Source organism: Buchnera aphidicola (Cinara cuneomaculata) (assembly GCF_900698865.1).
Classification (GTDB): Bacteria; Pseudomonadota; Gammaproteobacteria; order Enterobacterales; family Enterobacteriaceae; genus Buchnera_F; species Buchnera_F aphidicola_AA.
This window is the reverse complement of the sequence record NZ_LR217695.1, coordinates 293,613-311,873: the sequence shown is the minus strand read 5'-3', so window position 1 is coordinate 311,873 and position 18,261 is coordinate 293,613. Positions and strand designations below refer to the sequence as shown.

The following is an 18,261-nucleotide window of genomic DNA, read 5'->3' as shown; positions in this document are numbered from 1 at the left end:
TGAAATATTATTTTAATTTATTTTATATAAATTAAATATAATTTATTTAATTTATATATAAAATACGATTTTATTAAAAATCAAATATAGGAAATATTTTTATAAAAATTGTGATACTAGATATATTTTATATCCCATCGTATGTTATCTGAATATTAACATTTTTAGTGTATAATTGTATTTATATTTTACAATATTTTTTATATATAAATCATTATATTTAAATTAATTATCATAATTATTTTTTATCTATGTATAAGGAAAATATTTATTTTGAGTCGTTTATTATTTAATAAAACAATGTTTTTAAAAAGTATAGTTAATACTGTTGAATTAGAAGATTTTTTTGGAATGGAAGTAGCATTTTTAGGATATTCTAATTCTGGAAAATCCAGTATGCTTAATTGTATTACTAACAATAAAAAATTAGCGCGAGTCAGTAAATTACCTGGTAGAACAAGAACAATAAATTTTTTTAGTGTTGTATCAGATTTTAGGATATTAGATTTTCCGGGATATGGATATTCTAAAATAGATCATATAACTAAAACGTTACTTTATAAAAGTTTGTTATATTATTTAACTAATAGAAAATCTTTATATGGTGTGGTCATATTGTCAGATGTTCGTTTTTTTATTAAACCATTTGATTTAATTATTTTAAAAAAATTACAATCCAAATTATTTCCAATTTTATTGGTATTGACGAAAAGTGATAAAGTTTCTAAACAAAAATTAATAGTACAATTATCATATGTACGTAATCAATTATCCAATATCAATAAAAATGTGATTATATGTAGTTTTTCTAAATTTAAACAACCAGATATTTTATTTCTACAAAATCAATTATGTAAATGGTATTCATTATATAGATGTATTTAATATGTATGGTTTTATTTCTTTCCAATTTTTTCCTGTTTTAAGTGAAACATATAATGGAACTATTAATTTTGTACTATTTTCCATATAATTTTTAATTAAATATATTAGTTGGCTTTTTTTTTCTTCCTTTATTTCAAATATCAGTTCGTCGTGTATTTGCATAATTATTTTTGCATCATTATAAAATTTTTTTTGAAATATAGTATGTAATTTTATCATGGATGTTTTGATGATATCAGAAGCAGTATTTTGTATAATTGAATTAATACAAAAACGCTTTGCTTGTTTTTTTAATGTTTTATTAGTTGAATTAATATTTGGTATATATATATTTCTTCCAAATAAAGTGGTTATATATTGGTTTTTTTTTGCAAGATTATATATATATTTTATATATTTTTTTATTTTTTTATATGTTAAAAAATAACTTTGTATATATTCACTAGCTTCTATAATAGAAATATTTAATTTTTGAGATAGTCCGAATGGACTAATACCATATAAGACAGAAAAGTTTATAATTTTAGCAATATTTCTGTGATAATATTTTACGTGACAAGGTTTTATTTTAAAAATATGTTCAGCCGTTTTAGAATGTATATCTTGTTTATAGGATAAATCTTGGATCATTTTTATATCTCTTGAATAATGAGCCATAATTCTTAATTCAATTTGAGAGTAGTCTGCAGTTAATAATAACCATTTTTTTTTTACGATAAATGCTATTCTAATTTTTCTTCCTATTTTAGTTCTAATAGGGATATTTTGTAAATTAGGATTTCTGGATGATAATCGTCCTGTTGAAGTAGATGTTTGATGATATGTAGTATGAATTTTATTTGTTTTTTTATTTATTGATTGAATTAATTTTTTTAAATAAGTATTATTTAATTTATTTAGTATTCTATACTGTAAAATAATTTTAGGTAATGAATGAATTTTAGATAATTTGATGAGAACTGTTTCATTGGTTGAGATGCTACCAGTTTTTGTTTTTTGAATATAAGGAAAATTATATTTTTTAAATAAAATATTTTGTAATTGTTTGTAAGAATTAATATTGAATTGTTCTTGAGTTATATCATATATTTTTTTTTTTAATTTATTTAATGTATTTATAGTTCTTTTTTCTTGATTTTGTAATATTTTTTTTTTTACTAATACTCCATTATTTTCCATTATTGATAATACTGTTAATAAAGGCATATCAATAGAATGAAATATTTTTTTTTTATTTTTAACAGTAAAGTATTTTTCGGTACTTAAATATATTTGTAACGGTATATAAGATTCTTGAATAATACAATCAAGTGATTTTTCTGAATTATATTTTTTATTAGTTTTTGAAAACATCGTAATAATATATGTTTTGTAATCTTGATACATATTGCTTAATTGATAATAATAAAATGCGATTGATGTATCAAAATACATACCATTGACTGTAATATTAAATTTTTTTAAGAAATGAAATATTTTTTTTAAATTTGTGCCTATTTTAAGATATTTTTCATTTTCTAAAATATCTTTCATGCTAATTAATAATATCTTTTTACTAATTTTCTGTTTATTATTTTTTTTAGTGTTACACACATACCACCATGTTTTATTATTTTTAATAGAAATAGATAGATAAAAAATATTATTTTTTCCCGCTATAGTATAGCTGGATAGTGCTATAGAAAATATCTTTGCTTGTATAATTTTTTGTATAAGTTTTGATAGAATATGTTTGTCTATAATTTCAATATTATTATTCTTAATGTTTTTTTTTTTTGTATGATATATATTAATAATTGGAAATTGATTATTGTATATATTTTGAATATATTGATTAAATTGATAATATTTAAATTTCTTTAATAATATCGGTATATTTAGTTCATAATTTTTATCTTTAATAAGTACGTCATCTATTGGTATATTTTTATTAATTTTAGTTAATTTATATGACAAAAAAGCCATTTTTTTATTTTTTTTTAATTTTTCTATAATATTTTTTATATTTCTAATAGGTAGATTATTAATTTTTTCTATATTTTTGTATATTTCATGTATTGAAGTAAAATTTTTTAAAAGAACTGTAGCAGTTTTTTTACCTATTCCAGGTACTCCGGGAATATTATCAGATGAATCTCCTACTAAACTTAAAAAATCTGCCATAGATTTTGGTAATATTCCATATTTTTGGTATATATTATATTTATTTAGTATTTCTTTTTCAAAGTTTCCAGGAATAATTGAAGTTTTTTTATCGATTAATTGAACTAAATCTTTATCAGCGCTATATATTGATACATAGTAATTTTTTTTTATAAATTTTTTGGATAATGTACCTATTATATCGTCGGCTTCAATATTATTGATACTAATGATAGGTATGCCTAATGCTTTTATTATTTTTTGGAGTGGTTGTATTTGTTTTTTTAGATTTTTTGGCATTGGTGATCTATTTTTTTTATAGTTTGTATATAATTTGTGCCGAAAATTTTGTGTAGGAGTATCAAAAATAATTATTATTTTTTTTGGATTAAAAATTTCAATTAATTTATTAAATATTTTAATACAACCGTATATTACTCCTGTAGGATCTCCATGATTATTTTGTAATTTTAAAAATGAAAAATATGTTTGATATAAACAGTAATGTCCGTCAATTAATATGATTTTTTTTTTGTTCATAATCTCCTAATTAATTCAGCTTAGTATTCAATGTATGTACTTACTATATATCAGTATATAGTAAGGATACTAGATACTGATAGTATCCTTACTATATATATTGATAATATATATATTATTATTATATATAATTTTTATTAATTAATAAAAATTATCAATAGAAGATTTTCTTTCTATTGATATATAGAAATAATTTTTATGTACATAATAAGTAATTTATAATTTATTTATTTGAATTGAATAGTTTTAAGTTATTTTTTAATGGTACATTTATGGTATGTAGAGACTCTTCTATTCTAATTAATCTATTATATTTTGCTGTTCTATCGGATCTACACATAGATCCAGTTTTTATTTGCCCAGCCGAAGTACCAACTGATAAATCTGCAATACTAGTATCTTCTGTTTCTCCAGATCGATGGGATATTATGACAGAATATTTATTTTTTTTAGCTAATTGTATAGTTTCTAATGTTTCAGTTAATGTTCCTATTTGGTTTAATTTTATTAAAATGGCATTAGCAATTTTTTTATCAATACCTTGTTGAAAAATTTTTTTGTTTGTAACAAATAAATCATCACCAACTAACTGAATTTTTTTACCCAATACTTGTGTTTGATACTTAAAACCATCCCAATCATTTTCATGTTGTCCGTCTTCTATTGAAGAGATAGGATATTTTGAGGCAAGTTTTTCTAAATAATGTGTAAATTCCTGTGAATTAAATATTTTATTTTCATGTATTAATTTATATGTTTTTGTCTTTTTATCAAATAGTTCGGATGCTGCACAATCTATTGCAAATGTAATATCAGTTCCTAATTTATAATTAGATTTTTCTACAGCTAAACTAATAATAGATAGTACTTCTTCATTAGAGGATAAATTAGGAGCATATCCTCCTTCGTCCCCAACGCAAGTAGAATATCCTTTTTCTTGAAGAATGGTTCCTAATGTATGAAAAATTTCTGATCCCATTCGAATAGCTTGTTGAATATTAATAGCTCCAATAGGCTGAATCATAAATTCTTGAATATCAATATTATTATTGGCATGCATGCCGCCATTAATGATATTAATCATAGGAAGAGGAATAGAAAAATTATTACTAGATTTATTTAATTGAGAAATATAAGAATAGAATGGAATATTCTTTTCAGATGCAACGGATTTTGCAACTGCAAGTGATACAGATAAAATAGCATTAGCTCCAAATTTTGATTTATTTTCCGTGCCATCTAATTTAATCATGTGATGATCAATTTCTGTTTGATTATCTGGTATTTTGTTAATTAAAGCATAAGAAATATCGTTATTAATATAATTGACTGCTTTTTTTACTCCTTTTCCAAAAAAACGATTTTTATCGCCATCTCTTAATTCTAATGCTTCTTTTGATCCTGTAGATGCTCCTGAAGGCACAGAAGCTAATCCAATATGACCGTTTGTAAGATGAACTTCGGTTTCAACTGTAGGGTAACCGCGCGAATCTAATATTTCTCGAGCAAATAATTTTTTTATTTTTGACATTTTTTTTCCTTTATTTAAAAATTTTATAAAAAATTAATTTAGTTATGTTTAATTTTTATTTAAATAAAAAATGTGGTTGTATTTTACAATTGATGTTTTTATGTGCATATATATTATTTTTATTTTTATAAAAATAAACAATTAAATTAATATTCAAGTATATTAATTTAGTTAGATTTGATAAAAGTTTTATATTTGTTTTTTAAAGAAACAATTCTGTTAAATATAGTATTACATTGATTGTTTTTATTTATTTTCAAAAAATATCCTATTCGTTCAAATTGATAAGCATGTTTGACGTGTTCGTGATCTGTAATAGATTCAACATATCCTATTTTAATTATACATGAATTAGGATTATATGCTTCAATAATATCTTTTTCTTGATCAATATCTTTAGATTTGAATAAAACATCAAATAATTGAAATTGAGCTTTAATAGAATTTTTTGTAGATATCCAGTGAATTATATTATATTTTTTTATTGGTTGTTGAAGTTTTTTTTCTTTATATAAATCTAGTGTACATAAAATGCATGATATTTCGTTATTTGCATTTTTTAAAATCTTATTTGCTTGAATTGTATAAGCATATTTTAATCGAACTTTTTCTCCTAAAACTAATCCTTTATAATTTTTAATTACATGTTCATAGAAATCTTCTCTTTCAATATATATTTCATTCGAAAAAATAATTTTTCTAGTACCCATTTCTTTTATATTAGGATGATTTGGTGCGTCGAGATATTCTAAGTGATCTTTATCGATATTGGTAATAATTATTTTGATAGGATTAATTACAGCCATTCGTCTAGGAGAAGTCATATTTAAGTCTTTTCTAATGCAAGACTCTAATAGAGATAGTTCTATCATATTTTGTTGTTTTGTAACACCAATTTTTTGACAAAACATTTTAATAGAATTTTTTGTATACCCTTTATTTCTTAAACCTGATATTGTATGTAATCTTGGATCCCCCCAACCGTCTACTAACTTACAATCTATTAATTTTTGTATTTTTCTTTTAGATAATATTGTATATTCTAAATTTAATTTAGAAAATTCATATTGTTTTGGAGGTTTTTGAATAAAATTTAATTTTTTTAATATCCATATGTATAGTTGACGATTATCCATAAATTCTAATGTACATAAAGAATGCGTAATTTTTTCTAATGCATCTACAATACAATGAGCGAAATCATACATAGGATAAATACACCATTCATTTTTTGTTTGATGATGTTCAGAATATATGATTCGGTATAAAACAGGATCACGTAAAATAATATATGGAGATTTCATATTTATTTTAGCTCGTAAACACATCGCTCCTTGAGCAAACATTCCATTTTTCATTTTTTCGAATAAAATTAAATTTTCTTTAATAGATCGATTTCTAAATGGACTATTAGTTCCTTTTTTTGTTAATGATCCTCGATAATTTTTTATTTCTTGTGTATTTAATTCATCTACATATGCTAAATTATTTTGAATTAACTGAATAGCGTATTGATACAGTTGCGGAAAATAATTTGAAGTATATTTTGGATTTTTATAACAATCAAAACCTAACCATTTTATATCTTTTTTAATTGCATTAATGTATTTTACGTGTTCTTTTTTAGGATTGGTATCATCGAATCTAAGATGACATATTCCGTTATATTTAGTAGCTATGTTAAAATTTAAATAGATAGATTTTGCATGTCCGATATGTAAGTATCCATTAGGTTCTGGGGGAAACCGTGTTCGTATTTTACAATTAGGATTTTTTAATATTGCATGTTTTATTATTTTATTAATAAAATTATTTTTTATATGTGTCATAATTGAAATATCCTTGATAAAGTTATATATAAAGTATAAATATATTTTATTAAAAATTTTTTATAAAATCACGGTTTTTTAAAAAAAAATAAATTATTATTAAAATAATAAAAAAAATAGTTTATTTATAAATTTTTATTGTAAAAAAAATTTTATTTGTGTAGAATTATCATATATTCTTTTATTAGAAATAAATAATGCGGCTATGTAGCTCAGTCGGTTAGAGCGCAGCACTCATAACGCTGAGGTCACGAGTTCGATTCTCGTTATAGCCATGATAAAATTATTTATTTATTTAGCGGAAGTGGCGAAAACGGTAGACGCACCAGATTTAGGTTCTGGCACTGAAAAGTTTGCGAGTTCAAGTCTCGCCTTCCGTATAATTAATATTAATGAATTAAACTATTTTAATAGTTTAGGATATTTTTGGGGTATAGCCAAGAGGTTACGGCACCGGTTTTTGATACCGGCATCCCTGGTTCGAATCCAGGTACCCCAGATATGATACTAAATCAGCATAATTAATATTATTACTTAATATAAGATTTATTAAAAATAATATAGATTATATATTTGTATTATTATTTGATTATTTCAATATATTATGGAGAATATATGTTAGATGAATTAAAGAAATCTGTAGCAAGATCTGCATTAGAATACGTTCCAAAAAATTCAATTATTGGAATTGGATCAGGTTCTACAATAAAATTTTTTATTGAAGCATTATCAACTATTTCCAAACATGTCAAAGGAGTTGTATCTAGTTCTTATACTTCAGAAAAGCGGTTAAAATATTTTAATATTCCTATAATAGATCTTAATACATTAGATTCGTTAGACATTTATATTGATAGTGCTGACAGAGTAAATTTTTCTATGGAAATGATAAAAGGTGGCGGAGGAGCTCTTACTCGAGAAAAGATTATCGCTTCTGTTGCCAAGAAATTTATCTGTATAATTGATAAATCGAAATATGTATCAAAATTTGATAATTTTCCCGTTCCTATCGAAGTTATACCTATGGCACTACAGAGTGTATCTAGAGAAATTACGAAGTTAGGAGGTATACCGCAATATAGAAAAAACTTTATTACAGATAACAGTAATTATATTATTGACATATATAACTTACATACTAATAATACTATTAGTTTAGAGGAAAAAATTAATAATATCCCAGGTATAGTGTCTGTTGGATTGTTTTGTAAAAGGAAAGCTGATGTATTATTAGTTAGTTATATGAATGGAGTAAAAATAATATCTTAATGTTTATATATAGTTAGATATTTTATTAATATTTTTTATTAAAAAAATTTATTTATAGAGAATAAGTCATGTCATCACAGTCTATTGATATAGAAGTTTTAGGACGTTTTATACGCGTGAATTGTCCTGATGAGAATTCTTCAGATTTATATTATACAGCTAATATTTTAAATCAAAGATTAGAAAAATTAAAAGAACAAACAGGTACATATAATATAGAAAAATTGATTTTTGTTACTGCTTTGAATGTTTGTTATGAATTAGAATTAGAAAAACAAAAATCTGTTCATTGTATCAAACATGTAAAATCTAGAATGTTAGTATTAAATGAAATGATAGATAAAGCTTTAGAGCAAGAATAAATCTATAAAATTATATATTTTATTGTTATTTTAAGAAAAGATAATAATATTATTATTATATATCTCTTACAAGTATTATTAAAACTGTGATAGTAACAATACTAACGGTTTTTGTTCTTAATATTTTTCGGTACTTATCATGTATTTAAGAAAATTTTTTATGTATAATTTTTATTATATACACTAAATTTTAGTTCAAGTCTATTTAGTATAAAAATAGTTTTACTTCAATTAAAGATATCACATATTTTTTGTATTTATTTTAAATAATAATTTTAGTAGATTTTATGGATATAGAATTACACCATTGATGTATAGTAGATGGTGTATTTAATGTAAAAATAATATTTATTTCTGATTTCTAATATCGAAAAAGTAATTATTTTTTTAATAATTAATTGTTTTAATTTTTATTATCGAAATAATTAATAGAATTTTTAATTCTATTGAATTTATAATCTTATGTTTCCTTATTTTAGACATTTATTGTTATTAAATGATTATTTTAATTATGATTCTGTATCATCTTTTTTTTGATTATTTTCATAAAAATATTTTTTTATTTATATATCTATATTATAGATATAAAAATATTATTGGTATTATTAAATACACAAATTAGATCTTCCGTGTTTAATATTATTACCTTCAACATTATTATTGAATAATATTTCAGTTATATTAATTATTATTGAATAATATTTCAGTTATATTAATTATTATTGGTTAATAATAATAAATTTTCAGAATATATACAAGATAAGGATCTTAAATTATTTTTTTAATTATGTAAAAAATATTTTTTTAAATTTTATTGAATATAAGAACATATTTTTTATGAAATAATATTATTTATGCATCCGGAAGGATTCGAACCTTCAACCTCTCGGTTCGTAGCCGAGTGCTCTATCCAACTAAGCTACGGATGCATAAATAATATTATTTTGGTGAGAGAGGGATTTGAACCCTCGATGCAGATTAGTACATACTCCTTTAGCAGGGGAGCGCCTTAAACCACTCGGCCATCTCACCTAGTTTTATATATAATATATAATACTAATTTTTATAAAAAGAGTCAAATAGAATTTTTATTCTAAACATTAGAACCTGTCTCTAATATTTTTTAAGTATTAATATTACAGTTAATATGAATATTTTTTATTAATAAATTATTATTTAGTTATTTTTTTTATATAAAGTAACGTTAATACTGTATTTTGTATATTCACAAAATACAGTAAATATTTATTTTTTATTTTTTTTGTATGAGTTTTTTATCTGATTGTATTCTTTTATATATTTCTTCTCTATGTACAGGTATTTTTTTAGGAGCATTGACCCCTACACGAATTTGATTGCCTTTCATTCCTAAGATTGTTATCGTTATTTCATCGCCGATTATTAATGTTTCGCCAATTCGACGAGTTAAAATGAGCATTCCGTTGATTCCTTATATAAATATATGTATTTTACTGTTTGAAAATAAGTAAATAAATAATTTTATATATTTTATGTATCTTTGATATTTTTTATAAATTTTTTACAAAATGTCATGTAATATAATTTATATATTATATGTTTTTTTTAATATTATCTATAATTTTTTGTTCAATAATTTTAATTTTATTAATAATATTACTATTATTATTTAATTTTCCTTCTACAATATTTTTTTTACCACCACCTTGACCTGGTAATATCGAAAAAAGAATATTCATAATATCTAACGCGTTAATAAATTTAGTTATATTATTAGAAACGCTAATAAGAAATTGTATGATTGAACTATTTTTATTAATTAATATTATAATTACAGATGTTATTTTTTTTTTAATAGTATCAGAGATATTTCTAAGAATAGTATGTTTTAAATGAGATAAAGATGTTGCAATAATAAATATGTTATTAATAACGTATGCGGTTGATATTAAATTTTTAGAAATTTGTAAAATATTTTGTTTTATTAATTGTTGATTTTCTTTTTTTAGGTCTTGAATAACATTAAGTGATTTTTTTACTGCTTTATAAAGATTATGATGATTATTAATAAATAAATTTTTTATCTTATTTTCTGTTTTTATTTTTTTATTGATATAGTGTATTACGTGCAAACCGGTTATTGCGGTAATACGTTTTATTGAACGTCCAATATTTTTATATGAGACGATTTTAAAACATCCAATTTTACCTGTAGTATTATGATGAGTTCCGTTACATAATTCAACAGAAAAATTATTAATGCAAATTATACGAACTGTTTTATTATATTTTTTTGAAGATAAATATATAGCTTTATATTTTTTTGCTTCTTCAAACGATGTGATTGTAGTGTTGATTGATATGTTTTCTTGAATTTTTTTATTTATTTTAATATCTAAATTACATATGTCTTGTTTAGTAATTTCATTATTATAGATAAAATCAAATCTTAGATATTTATCATCAATATAAGATCCTTTTTGTGTTATTTCTGATTTTAAAATTTTTGTTAATGCAGCATGTAATAAATGAGTTGCCGTGTGATTAGATTGAATAATATTTCTTTTTTTTGTATTAATTTCGGCAGTTACTGTATCACTGAAATTAAAAGTACCGGTTTTCATGTATCCAATATGTGCAATAAAATTTGCATTTTTTTGAGTATTTTCAACAATAAATGTTCCATTTTTATTGATTATTTTTCCGATATCCCCTATTTGTCCACTTGATTCACCATAAAATGGTGTGATATTTAATATTAAAATTCCTTTATTTTTTTTAAATAAACGAGATACAGTTGTATTATTGTATATTATTTGAATAATTTTTGATTCCGTAATATATGTATTGTATCCATGAAAAATAGTTTTTTTTGTAATTAATGTGAAATATGAATTATTTTTTATTTTTTTTATATTATTTTTAATATTTTTATTTTTATTTAACTTGATTGTTTCGTTTATTTGATTTAAATCAATTGGAATTTTTTTTTCTTTCAAAATATCTAGAGTTATTTCAACGGGTAATCCAAATGTTTCATATAAATAAAATATTTTTTTTGTACATATTTTGTTATCTTTTTTATTTTTGATTTCATCTTGTAGTTTATTTAAACCTACTTTTAGTACGTTATAAAATTGTTTCTCTTCATAATATAAGATATTTTCTATATTAGATATTTTAGAAGAAATATCAAAATCAGAATTAATTTGTTTCATACTATTGATAATAAATTTAGATAATTTATAAAAAAATGGTTTATTTAAACCTATAAAATATCCATGAATTAAGGCACGTCTTATTATTTTTCTAAGAACATAACTTCTGCCTTCATTACCCGGAACTATATTTTCAGCAATTAGACAAGTAGCTGTACGGACGTGATCTGTAATAATTTTTAATGCAATATTATTATGTGGTTTGGTAGGAATGATATTTTTAATAGATTTCATCAATTCTTTAAAATTATTTGTTTTATAACTTGAAGAAACATTTTGTAAGACCGCAGATATACGTTCTAAACCCATACCTGTATCTACTGATGGAGTAGGTAATTGAACTATTTTTTTCGGTGTAATTTGATTAAATTGCATAAATACTAAATTCCAAATTTCTACAAAATATTTTTTAAATTCATGATAATTATTAATTATGTCAATTTTTTTATAATTTTTGCGTTGATCATAAAAAATTTCTGTACACGGACCGCATGGACCTGAATCTCCCATTTTCCAAAAATTATCAGAATTATATTCTGTATTATTTTTATCATATACAGCAATTAAATGATCAGATTGAATTTTAATAATGTTTAACCAAATTTTTTTTGTTTCAATATCTCGGTAATAATATGTAACCCAAATTTTTTTTATAGGTATTTTAAGCCATCTCTTATTTGTCAAAAACTCCCAAGCATAAGTGATAGCAGTTTCTTTAAAATATTCACCGAAACTAAAATTTCCTAACATTTCAAATAGAGTATGATGATAAGGTTTATAACCTACTTTCTTTAAATCATTATGATTACCTCCTGTTCGAATGCAATATTGAGAACTAGTAAAAGATGATGTATTATTTTTTTTATATCCTAAATATATATTTTTAAATTGATTCATTCCTGCATTTGTAAATAATAAAGTATCATCGTTTTTTGGAATTAAAGAACTACTGGGAATAATTTTATGGTTTTTTTCTTTGAAAAATTTTAAAAATAAAGTACGAATTTCATCAGTTTTCATATATTGAGATGCCTAAAACATGAGTAGAACAAAAATAATATAATTGATACATAATCTAATGTGTATCTATGAATTAGATATATATAAAAGTAACATTAATATATATAAAAATTTATTTTAGTAAAAACACTTATATTATATATAATATAAAATATATAATATTAGTATATTTTTATGTTAAACTAACATAAATATATTTTTATAAATCTCTTAACAAATGAAAAATTAATGTGTAAGTTTATTTAATATGATTAAATTAAATTTTATAGTTTCTTTATCTACATTAAAACGGTCTAGATTAGATAAAATTTTAGTCCAACATATTCCTTTAGTTTCTCGTTCTTGTATACAAAAATGGATTTTATTAGGATATGTATCTGTTAATAACACTATTATTACTATTCCAAAAAAAAAATTTTTTTAAATGATTATATTTCAGTGAATGTAAAGAAAAATTTACAGTTTATTGAAATAAAAAAAGAGAATATATTCTTAGATATTATTTTCCAAGATTCTGCAATACTAATTTTAAACAAACCACCTAATTTAGTAGTTCATTTAGGTTATGGCCATACTTCAGGAACATTATTGAATGCTTTAATTTTTCATTATAAAAAAAATCGTATGTTACCTAGAGCGGGTATTGTTCATCGATTAGATCGTAATACTTCTGGATTATTAGTAGTAGCGAGAACAATATTTGCGTATCATTATATGATTCGTTTGTTTCAACAACGTAAGGTAATAAAAGAGTATGATGCAATCGTCATTGGTCGTATTGAATGTGACGGAATAATAAATTATCCTATTAGAAGAAATATTTATAATCGAACCATGATGGCAATAGGTATAGGTGGTAAACAAGCTATTACTTATTATAAAATAATTACTATTTTTAGAAATTACACACATGTTCGTATTCGTATAGAAACAGGAAGAATGCATCAAATTAGAGTACACTTTTCTTCTATTTTTCATCCGGTACTTGGAGATCATTTGTATTCTAGAGGTATAAGACCAAATGTAACATCTTATTCTAAATTAGAATATAAAACTTTAATACGATTTTATAGGCCTGCTTTACATTCTAGTATGTTACAGTTTGTACACCCTATAACATTTAAACTTCAAACTTGGACGGTAAGTCCTCCTATGGATATGATCCATTTATTACATGTTTTGTATTCAGAAGATATGAAATGATATATATCAATATATGATATTTCAATATTTTTGAGCGACATACAATGTTTATTGTATAAATAATATTGTTAACATATTATAAAATAATAGATGATAATTTAAAATCAAAATATGTTTAATAGATTGTGTTATTTAAAATAAATCCTATAAAATTAACGAAGTAACTATATGATGAATAATCAAAAAATCCCTAGCCAGTTTATTGTATCCGACATTATTAATAAAGAAGTATTTTATACTCCTTTAATTAAATATATTAAAATTGCTTTAAAAAATTATTTTTTAATAGTTATTAAAAAAACAGAAAATAATTTATATCATATGTTTTTATCTGAAATTGAAAAACCATTATTTGATAGCGTTATGCAGTATACCAGAGGTAATCAAACACAAGCTGCATTAATCTTAGGTATTAATCGCGGAACGTTAAGAAAAAAATTAAATTTATATTATAAAAATAAAAAATTTATTTGATAAATATTATTTAATATTTTATATTTTTATAGTTTTTTTTGATAAAATACGCACAGATGTATGTAATGCCCATATATATCCATCAGATCCGAATCCAGATATAACACCTTGTGATATATCAGATATCCATGAATGTGAACGAAAGTTTTCTCTAGAGAAAATATTTGAAATATGAATTTCAAAAAAAGGAATTTGAACTGCTAGTAATGAATCCCGAATAGATATGCTAGTATGAGCAAATGCACCTGGATTAATTAAAATAAATTGTATCTGATTTGTTTTGCTATCTTGAATTTTATTAACTATTTCATGCTCTGCATTAGATTGAAAATCGTATAGTTTAACATTTAAATGTTGTGCAGTATTTTTTATTTTTTTAACAATTTGAGGTAATGTCTTGGTCCCATATGTTAGGGGTTCTCGTGTACCTAATAAGTTTAAGTTAGGTCCGTTAATTAATAAAATTTGAAATTTATTACTCATTTATCACCTCGCTAAGACGAATTTTTAGTAAAACATAACAGTTATTATAATAATATTATATTAACATTTAATATAATTATTATGTAATTATTAATAATAATTATTATTATATATTTTATATATACAAATATTATATTTAATTTTATTAAATATTTTTTTTTAAATAAGTATTTAATAATTTTAGTATTCTTATATTTGTATTTGTATGAAGAGATCATTAATAATAATAGAGATTTTATTAAATAAATGCATTATTAATAAAAAAATGTTTTTATTTTATTAAATAATATGTTAGAGAATCAAGTAGATTTTGGAGATATTTATCTCCAATTAAAAGAACGAGAAACAGGGATATTAGAGAACTGGAAAATTAAGAAAGGTACTTATTTTTTTTTGATGAAAGAGTTAGAGTATGAGTGTACGGAATACTTCTACTAGTTTTTCTTATATAAACGCTACTAAATTAAATAGTTTGAGCGGTTCTATCGATACAGTGTGTTATATGGTACCTAACATATCAGGTAATATAATTAAAAAAACATCATATTTACAAACTATACACGTATATTCTCCGTTTAATTTAATAAAAAATAATTATATTGAAAAAAATTTATATTTTATATTAAATTAATAATATAGCTATAAATCAAGATTATCGTATTATTGGTGTTCATGTGACATTAACTTGTGAACATGAAAAAATTGTAATTGGATTTATTGATAGTACAAGTTTATTTAGAGATATTCGATCTTTGATATATGTAACTATTGAAATACTAGTCAAACAAAATAATAAACAAGAAAAAGGTTTTCATGGTGGTGGGTAGATTAAAAATTAGTGATTTTTTTAAAAAAAGACATTAAGGAAACATTAATAGAATTTTGGACAAAAGAAGTAGTTCGTATTGCATTATTTGGTTTATCTGCTAAAACATTTCCGGTTGGTTCTTTTCCGGTTGTATTGGATCCCGGATATCCTGGTATTTTATTTCATGAAGCTATCGGTCATGGTTTAGAAGGTGATTTTATTCGTAAAAAAACATCTATATTCGCTAATAAAATGAACCAAAAAAGAATTGCTATTAATTTGTGTACAATTGTAGACAATGAAACTTTATATAGTAATAGAAGCTCAGTTAACATTGATGATGAAGGAGTATCTAGTAAATGTAACGTTTTAATTAAAAACAGCATTTTAAAATTTTTTTTACAAGATAAATTAAATGCACATATAATACATCAAAATAGTATAGGAAATGGTCGACGAGAATCTTATGCTCGTTTACCTATGCCACGTATGACAAACACGTATTTATTAGCAGGTTTTGATAGATATGTGGATATTATTAACAGCGTAGGTTATAGTATCTATTCTTTAAATTTTAACGGATGTTAAGTAGATATTACTTCTGGAAATTTTGTTTTTTCTACACCAGAAGCTTATCTTATTAAGTATAGTAAGGTTCTTTATCCGTTAAAAGGAGCTACATTAATCAGATTGGATATAGAAGTAATGACGTCTGTATCGATAGTGGGAGATAATTTGTGTATAGCTAGTGGATTGAGGTAGTTGTTAAAAAAAATGGACAGACTGTTCCGGTAAATATAGATCAACCAAAAATTAAAATAGATAAATTAACTATTAGTAGAATATATTAAAAATATATTAATAATATATTGTGCAGTCAATGTTATAACATTCTGACTGCATAATCAATATAGATAAATCTAATTATTATAATCATTTATTTTTTGTTACCAATGATTATATCTTTTATAAGAATAAAATTATTTATTTTAGACGTTCTTTAATTCTTGCTGATTTACCAGTACGATATCTTAGATAATATAATTTTGCTTTTTTAACTAATCCTTTTTTTATGATTTGTATTTCGTGTATATTAGGAGAATGAATTAAAAACGTTCTTTCTACTCCTTCTCCGTTAGATATTTTACGTACGGTAAATGATGAGTTTAAATTTCTATTTCTTCTCGCAATTACAACACCTTCAAAAGATTGTATACGTTTTTTAGTTCCTTCTAATATCCATATTTTTACGACTACAGAATCACCTGAGCGAAATAGTGGAATATTTTTTTTTTTATATTGATTTTCTAGTGAATGAATATAATTATTCATATTTTTAATATCTCGTGTAATTAATATATATAATATTTTTTATTTTTAATGTTTAATATTATTAAAATATATTTTTTAAAATATTTAACCATTCAGTATAATATTACTGAGTTTTTTTTTAAATTTATTATTTAATTATTTTTGTAATAATGTTATTATATAATTTTTATTAATCAAGTAATAATATTGTCTATATTAACTATCATTAATAGTTTAAGAAGCATTAATGAATTATATATTCTATATTTTATAGCTACATTTTTATTTTAGTTCGTATGATATACTTATCAATAATGTATAAATATTTACAAAATATTAATTTTAATATATAAAAATACCTTTTCATATCATTATAATTTGTAATTTTTATTTATAAAGATAAATAAATTATTAGAAAAGGTTTGTGTATGTTAGATATGATCTAAATTTTATTATACAGATATTAATATAATTAATTTTTTATATTGTCTTGTGTATATTTAGCTGATTATTTATTTTTATGATATTTATTGCATAAATATAAGAGATAATATCTCAATATTAATAATTTTTATTATAATGGTTTAATCTATAATTTTTATGTATGAATATATTATTAACAGTTTTACTGATTATATTCAATAATGATCTTGAATCATATTTTCATCAAAAATAATAATATGTATTATATATATGGAATATAAACAACTATAATAATTTTTTTTTCTATATCTATTTTTTTAATTATATCCGGTTGTACGAAAGGAATATAGATATTTTTATTTTTTTTAGAATTAAAAATTTTTAGTGTATTATAAATTTTATTTTCTAATATGTTTGTTACTAAACCTAATTTTTCATTTTTAAGATTAAAAACAGTACAATATAAAATATGATACCAATAATATTCTTGATTTTTTAATATAGGTAATTTCTGTAATTGGATGGAAATATTTCTTTTAGAAAATTCATATGCTTGATTTCTATTATTTATATAGTTTAATTTTATTAAAAAATGATCCATATATTTACGATAGATGAGTATATCCTTTTTATGTATTTTAAGACATGATCTTTCCAAGATCCAAGGAAAATAATTAAATATATTTTTTTTTATTTCTGTAAATGAAATTACGTGTATCCATCCTAAAATTCCATACGGATGTCCTATTTTTCCTATTATAATCATAATTTATAACCATAAATA

The 18,261-nt window shown here is 22.0% G+C and carries 17 protein-coding genes and 5 tRNA genes; 12 read left to right on the top strand and 10 right to left on the bottom strand.

The annotated features are described in order from the left end of the window. The first annotated feature begins 273 nt into the window (after nt 1-273). Complete coding sequence (yihA, locus tag APCICUMA2628_RS01380; RefSeq protein ID WP_154027532.1) at nt 274-885, top strand: ribosome biogenesis GTP-binding protein YihA/YsxC; 612 nt, start codon at nt 274-276, stop codon at nt 883-885. On the opposite strand, the gene polA is transcribed toward yihA, so the two are convergent. From polA to APCICUMA2628_RS01365, 3 genes are all read right to left on the bottom strand, one after another. Next, complete coding sequence (polA, locus tag APCICUMA2628_RS01375; protein WP_154027530.1) at nt 868-3,567, bottom strand: DNA polymerase I; 2,700 nt, start codon at nt 3,565-3,567, stop codon at nt 868-870. The two genes, yihA and polA, sit on opposite strands and share 18 nt — an antisense overlap. A gap of 223 nt (nt 3,568-3,790) precedes the next feature. After that, nucleotides 3,791-5,098 carry a phosphopyruvate hydratase gene (eno, locus tag APCICUMA2628_RS01370; protein ID WP_154027528.1) on the bottom strand — a complete coding sequence of 436 codons (1,308 nt, stop codon included), beginning with the start codon at nt 5,096-5,098 and terminating at the stop codon, nt 3,791-3,793. A gap of 167 nt (nt 5,099-5,265) precedes the next feature. Continuing rightward, nucleotides 5,266-6,927, bottom strand: a complete 1,662-nt coding sequence (locus tag APCICUMA2628_RS01365) for a glutamine--tRNA ligase/YqeY domain fusion protein (protein WP_154027526.1) — start codon at nt 6,925-6,927, stop codon at nt 5,266-5,268. 201 nt (nt 6,928-7,128) lie between these two features. Between APCICUMA2628_RS01365 and APCICUMA2628_RS01360 the strand changes: the two genes are divergently transcribed. From APCICUMA2628_RS01360 to zapA, 5 genes are all read left to right on the top strand, one after another. Beyond that, a tRNA-Met gene (locus APCICUMA2628_RS01360) sits at nt 7,129-7,202 on the top strand. A gap of 23 nt (nt 7,203-7,225) precedes the next feature. After that, nucleotides 7,226-7,307 (top strand) — tRNA-Leu (locus tag APCICUMA2628_RS01355). Nucleotides 7,308-7,354: 47 nt separating this feature from the next. After that, nucleotides 7,355-7,426, top strand: a tRNA-Gln gene (locus tag APCICUMA2628_RS01350). 116 nt (nt 7,427-7,542) lie between these two features. After that, nucleotides 7,543-8,196, top strand: coding sequence for a ribose-5-phosphate isomerase RpiA (rpiA, locus tag APCICUMA2628_RS01345; protein WP_154027524.1), 654 nt, complete (start codon nt 7,543-7,545; stop codon nt 8,194-8,196). A 68-nt stretch (nt 8,197-8,264) separates the two neighbouring features. Further along, nucleotides 8,265-8,558: a cell division protein ZapA gene (gene zapA, locus APCICUMA2628_RS01340; protein WP_154027522.1), complete on the top strand. Its 294-nt coding sequence runs from the start codon at nt 8,265-8,267 to the stop codon at nt 8,556-8,558. Nucleotides 8,559-9,413: 855 nt separating this feature from the next. Here the strand turns inward: zapA and APCICUMA2628_RS01335 are convergent. The 4 genes from APCICUMA2628_RS01335 to alaS all read right to left on the bottom strand — a co-directional run bounded on the left by APCICUMA2628_RS01335 (nt 9,414) and on the right by alaS (nt 12,775). After that, a tRNA-Arg gene (locus APCICUMA2628_RS01335) sits at nt 9,414-9,487 on the bottom strand. Nucleotides 9,488-9,503: 16 nt separating this feature from the next. Beyond that, a tRNA-Ser gene (locus APCICUMA2628_RS01330) sits at nt 9,504-9,590 on the bottom strand. 220 nt (nt 9,591-9,810) lie between these two features. Beyond that, nucleotides 9,811-9,996 (bottom strand): carbon storage regulator CsrA, encoded by a 186-nt coding sequence (gene csrA, locus APCICUMA2628_RS01325; RefSeq protein WP_154027520.1) that lies wholly within the window; start codon nt 9,994-9,996, stop codon nt 9,811-9,813. A 133-nt stretch (nt 9,997-10,129) separates the two neighbouring features. Continuing rightward, nucleotides 10,130-12,775, bottom strand: a complete 2,646-nt coding sequence (gene alaS / locus APCICUMA2628_RS01320) for an alanine--tRNA ligase (RefSeq protein WP_154027518.1) — start codon at nt 12,773-12,775, stop codon at nt 10,130-10,132. Nucleotides 12,776-13,022: 247 nt separating this feature from the next. Between alaS and APCICUMA2628_RS02100 the strand changes: the two genes are divergently transcribed. From APCICUMA2628_RS02100 to APCICUMA2628_RS01310, 3 genes are all read left to right on the top strand, one after another. Continuing rightward, nucleotides 13,023-13,199: a S4 domain-containing protein gene (locus tag APCICUMA2628_RS02100; RefSeq protein ID WP_232036811.1), complete on the top strand. Its 177-nt coding sequence runs from the start codon at nt 13,023-13,025 to the stop codon at nt 13,197-13,199. Nucleotides 13,200-13,213: 14 nt separating this feature from the next. After that, the gene (locus APCICUMA2628_RS01315) at nt 13,214-13,978 is read left to right on the top strand and encodes an RluA family pseudouridine synthase (protein WP_232036810.1); all 765 of its coding nucleotides are present in this window, start codon (nt 13,214-13,216) and stop codon (nt 13,976-13,978) included. 171 nt (nt 13,979-14,149) lie between these two features. Continuing rightward, nucleotides 14,150-14,452, top strand: a complete 303-nt coding sequence (locus APCICUMA2628_RS01310; protein ID WP_154027516.1) for a helix-turn-helix domain-containing protein — start codon at nt 14,150-14,152, stop codon at nt 14,450-14,452. A gap of 18 nt (nt 14,453-14,470) precedes the next feature. Here APCICUMA2628_RS01310 and aroQ read toward each other — a convergent pair whose 3' ends face one another. Beyond that, nucleotides 14,471-14,935, bottom strand: coding sequence for a type II 3-dehydroquinate dehydratase (gene aroQ / locus APCICUMA2628_RS01305; RefSeq protein WP_154027514.1), 465 nt, complete (start codon nt 14,933-14,935; stop codon nt 14,471-14,473). A gap of 412 nt (nt 14,936-15,347) precedes the next feature. On the opposite strand from aroQ, the gene APCICUMA2628_RS01300 reads away from it, so the two are divergent. The 3 genes from APCICUMA2628_RS01300 to APCICUMA2628_RS01290 are packed head-to-tail and all read left to right on the top strand — an operon-like array spanning nt 15,348 to nt 16,331. After that, on the top strand, nt 15,348-15,566 hold the full coding sequence (locus APCICUMA2628_RS01300; RefSeq protein WP_154027512.1) for a hypothetical protein: 219 nt from the start codon (nt 15,348-15,350) through the stop codon (nt 15,564-15,566). A gap of 43 nt (nt 15,567-15,609) precedes the next feature. Next, nucleotides 15,610-15,762: a hypothetical protein gene (locus APCICUMA2628_RS01295; RefSeq protein WP_172598576.1), complete on the top strand. Its 153-nt coding sequence runs from the start codon at nt 15,610-15,612 to the stop codon at nt 15,760-15,762. Nucleotides 15,763-15,773: 11 nt separating this feature from the next. Further along, nucleotides 15,774-16,331: a metallopeptidase TldD-related protein gene (locus tag APCICUMA2628_RS01290; protein WP_154027510.1), complete on the top strand. Its 558-nt coding sequence runs from the start codon at nt 15,774-15,776 to the stop codon at nt 16,329-16,331. Nucleotides 16,332-16,727: 396 nt separating this feature from the next. Here APCICUMA2628_RS01290 and rplS read toward each other — a convergent pair whose 3' ends face one another. Both rplS and rimM read right to left on the bottom strand, forming a co-directional pair. Next, entirely contained in the window at nt 16,728-17,075 is a 348-nt protein-coding gene (gene rplS, locus APCICUMA2628_RS01285; RefSeq protein ID WP_154027508.1) for a 50S ribosomal protein L19, read from the bottom strand. 664 nt (nt 17,076-17,739) lie between these two features. Next, nucleotides 17,740-18,243, bottom strand: a complete 504-nt coding sequence (gene rimM / locus APCICUMA2628_RS01280; protein ID WP_154027506.1) for a ribosome maturation factor RimM — start codon at nt 18,241-18,243, stop codon at nt 17,740-17,742. Nucleotides 18,244-18,261 lie beyond the last annotated feature (18 nt).

What these genes read in the sequence shown, in the direction of transcription:
- polA (WP_154027530.1), bottom strand. Translation starts at nt 3,567, where the DNA reads ATGAACAAAAAAAAAATCATATTAATTGACGGACATTACTGTTTATAT.
- eno (WP_154027528.1), bottom strand. Translation starts at nt 5,098, where the DNA reads ATGTCAAAAATAAAAAAATTATTTGCTCGAGAAATATTAGATTCGCGC.
- APCICUMA2628_RS01365 (WP_154027526.1), bottom strand. Translation starts at nt 6,927, where the DNA reads ATGACACATATAAAAAATAATTTTATTAATAAAATAATAAAACATGCA.
- rpiA (WP_154027524.1), top strand. Translation starts at nt 7,543, where the DNA reads ATGTTAGATGAATTAAAGAAATCTGTAGCAAGATCTGCATTAGAATAC.
- zapA (WP_154027522.1), top strand. Translation starts at nt 8,265, where the DNA reads ATGTCATCACAGTCTATTGATATAGAAGTTTTAGGACGTTTTATACGC.
- csrA (WP_154027520.1), bottom strand. Translation starts at nt 9,996, where the DNA reads ATGCTCATTTTAACTCGTCGAATTGGCGAAACATTAATAATCGGCGAT.
- alaS (WP_154027518.1), bottom strand. Translation starts at nt 12,775, where the DNA reads ATGAAAACTGATGAAATTCGTACTTTATTTTTAAAATTTTTCAAAGAA.
- APCICUMA2628_RS02100 (WP_232036811.1), top strand. Translation starts at nt 13,023, where the DNA reads ATGATTAAATTAAATTTTATAGTTTCTTTATCTACATTAAAACGGTCT.
- APCICUMA2628_RS01310 (WP_154027516.1), top strand. Translation starts at nt 14,150, where the DNA reads ATGAATAATCAAAAAATCCCTAGCCAGTTTATTGTATCCGACATTATT.
- aroQ (WP_154027514.1), bottom strand. Translation starts at nt 14,935, where the DNA reads ATGAGTAATAAATTTCAAATTTTATTAATTAACGGACCTAACTTAAAC.
- APCICUMA2628_RS01300 (WP_154027512.1), top strand. Translation starts at nt 15,348, where the DNA reads ATGAGTGTACGGAATACTTCTACTAGTTTTTCTTATATAAACGCTACT.
- rplS (WP_154027508.1), bottom strand. Translation starts at nt 17,075, where the DNA reads ATGAATAATTATATTCATTCACTAGAAAATCAATATAAAAAAAAAAAT.
- rimM (WP_154027506.1), bottom strand. Translation starts at nt 18,243, where the DNA reads ATGATTATAATAGGAAAAATAGGACATCCGTATGGAATTTTAGGATGG.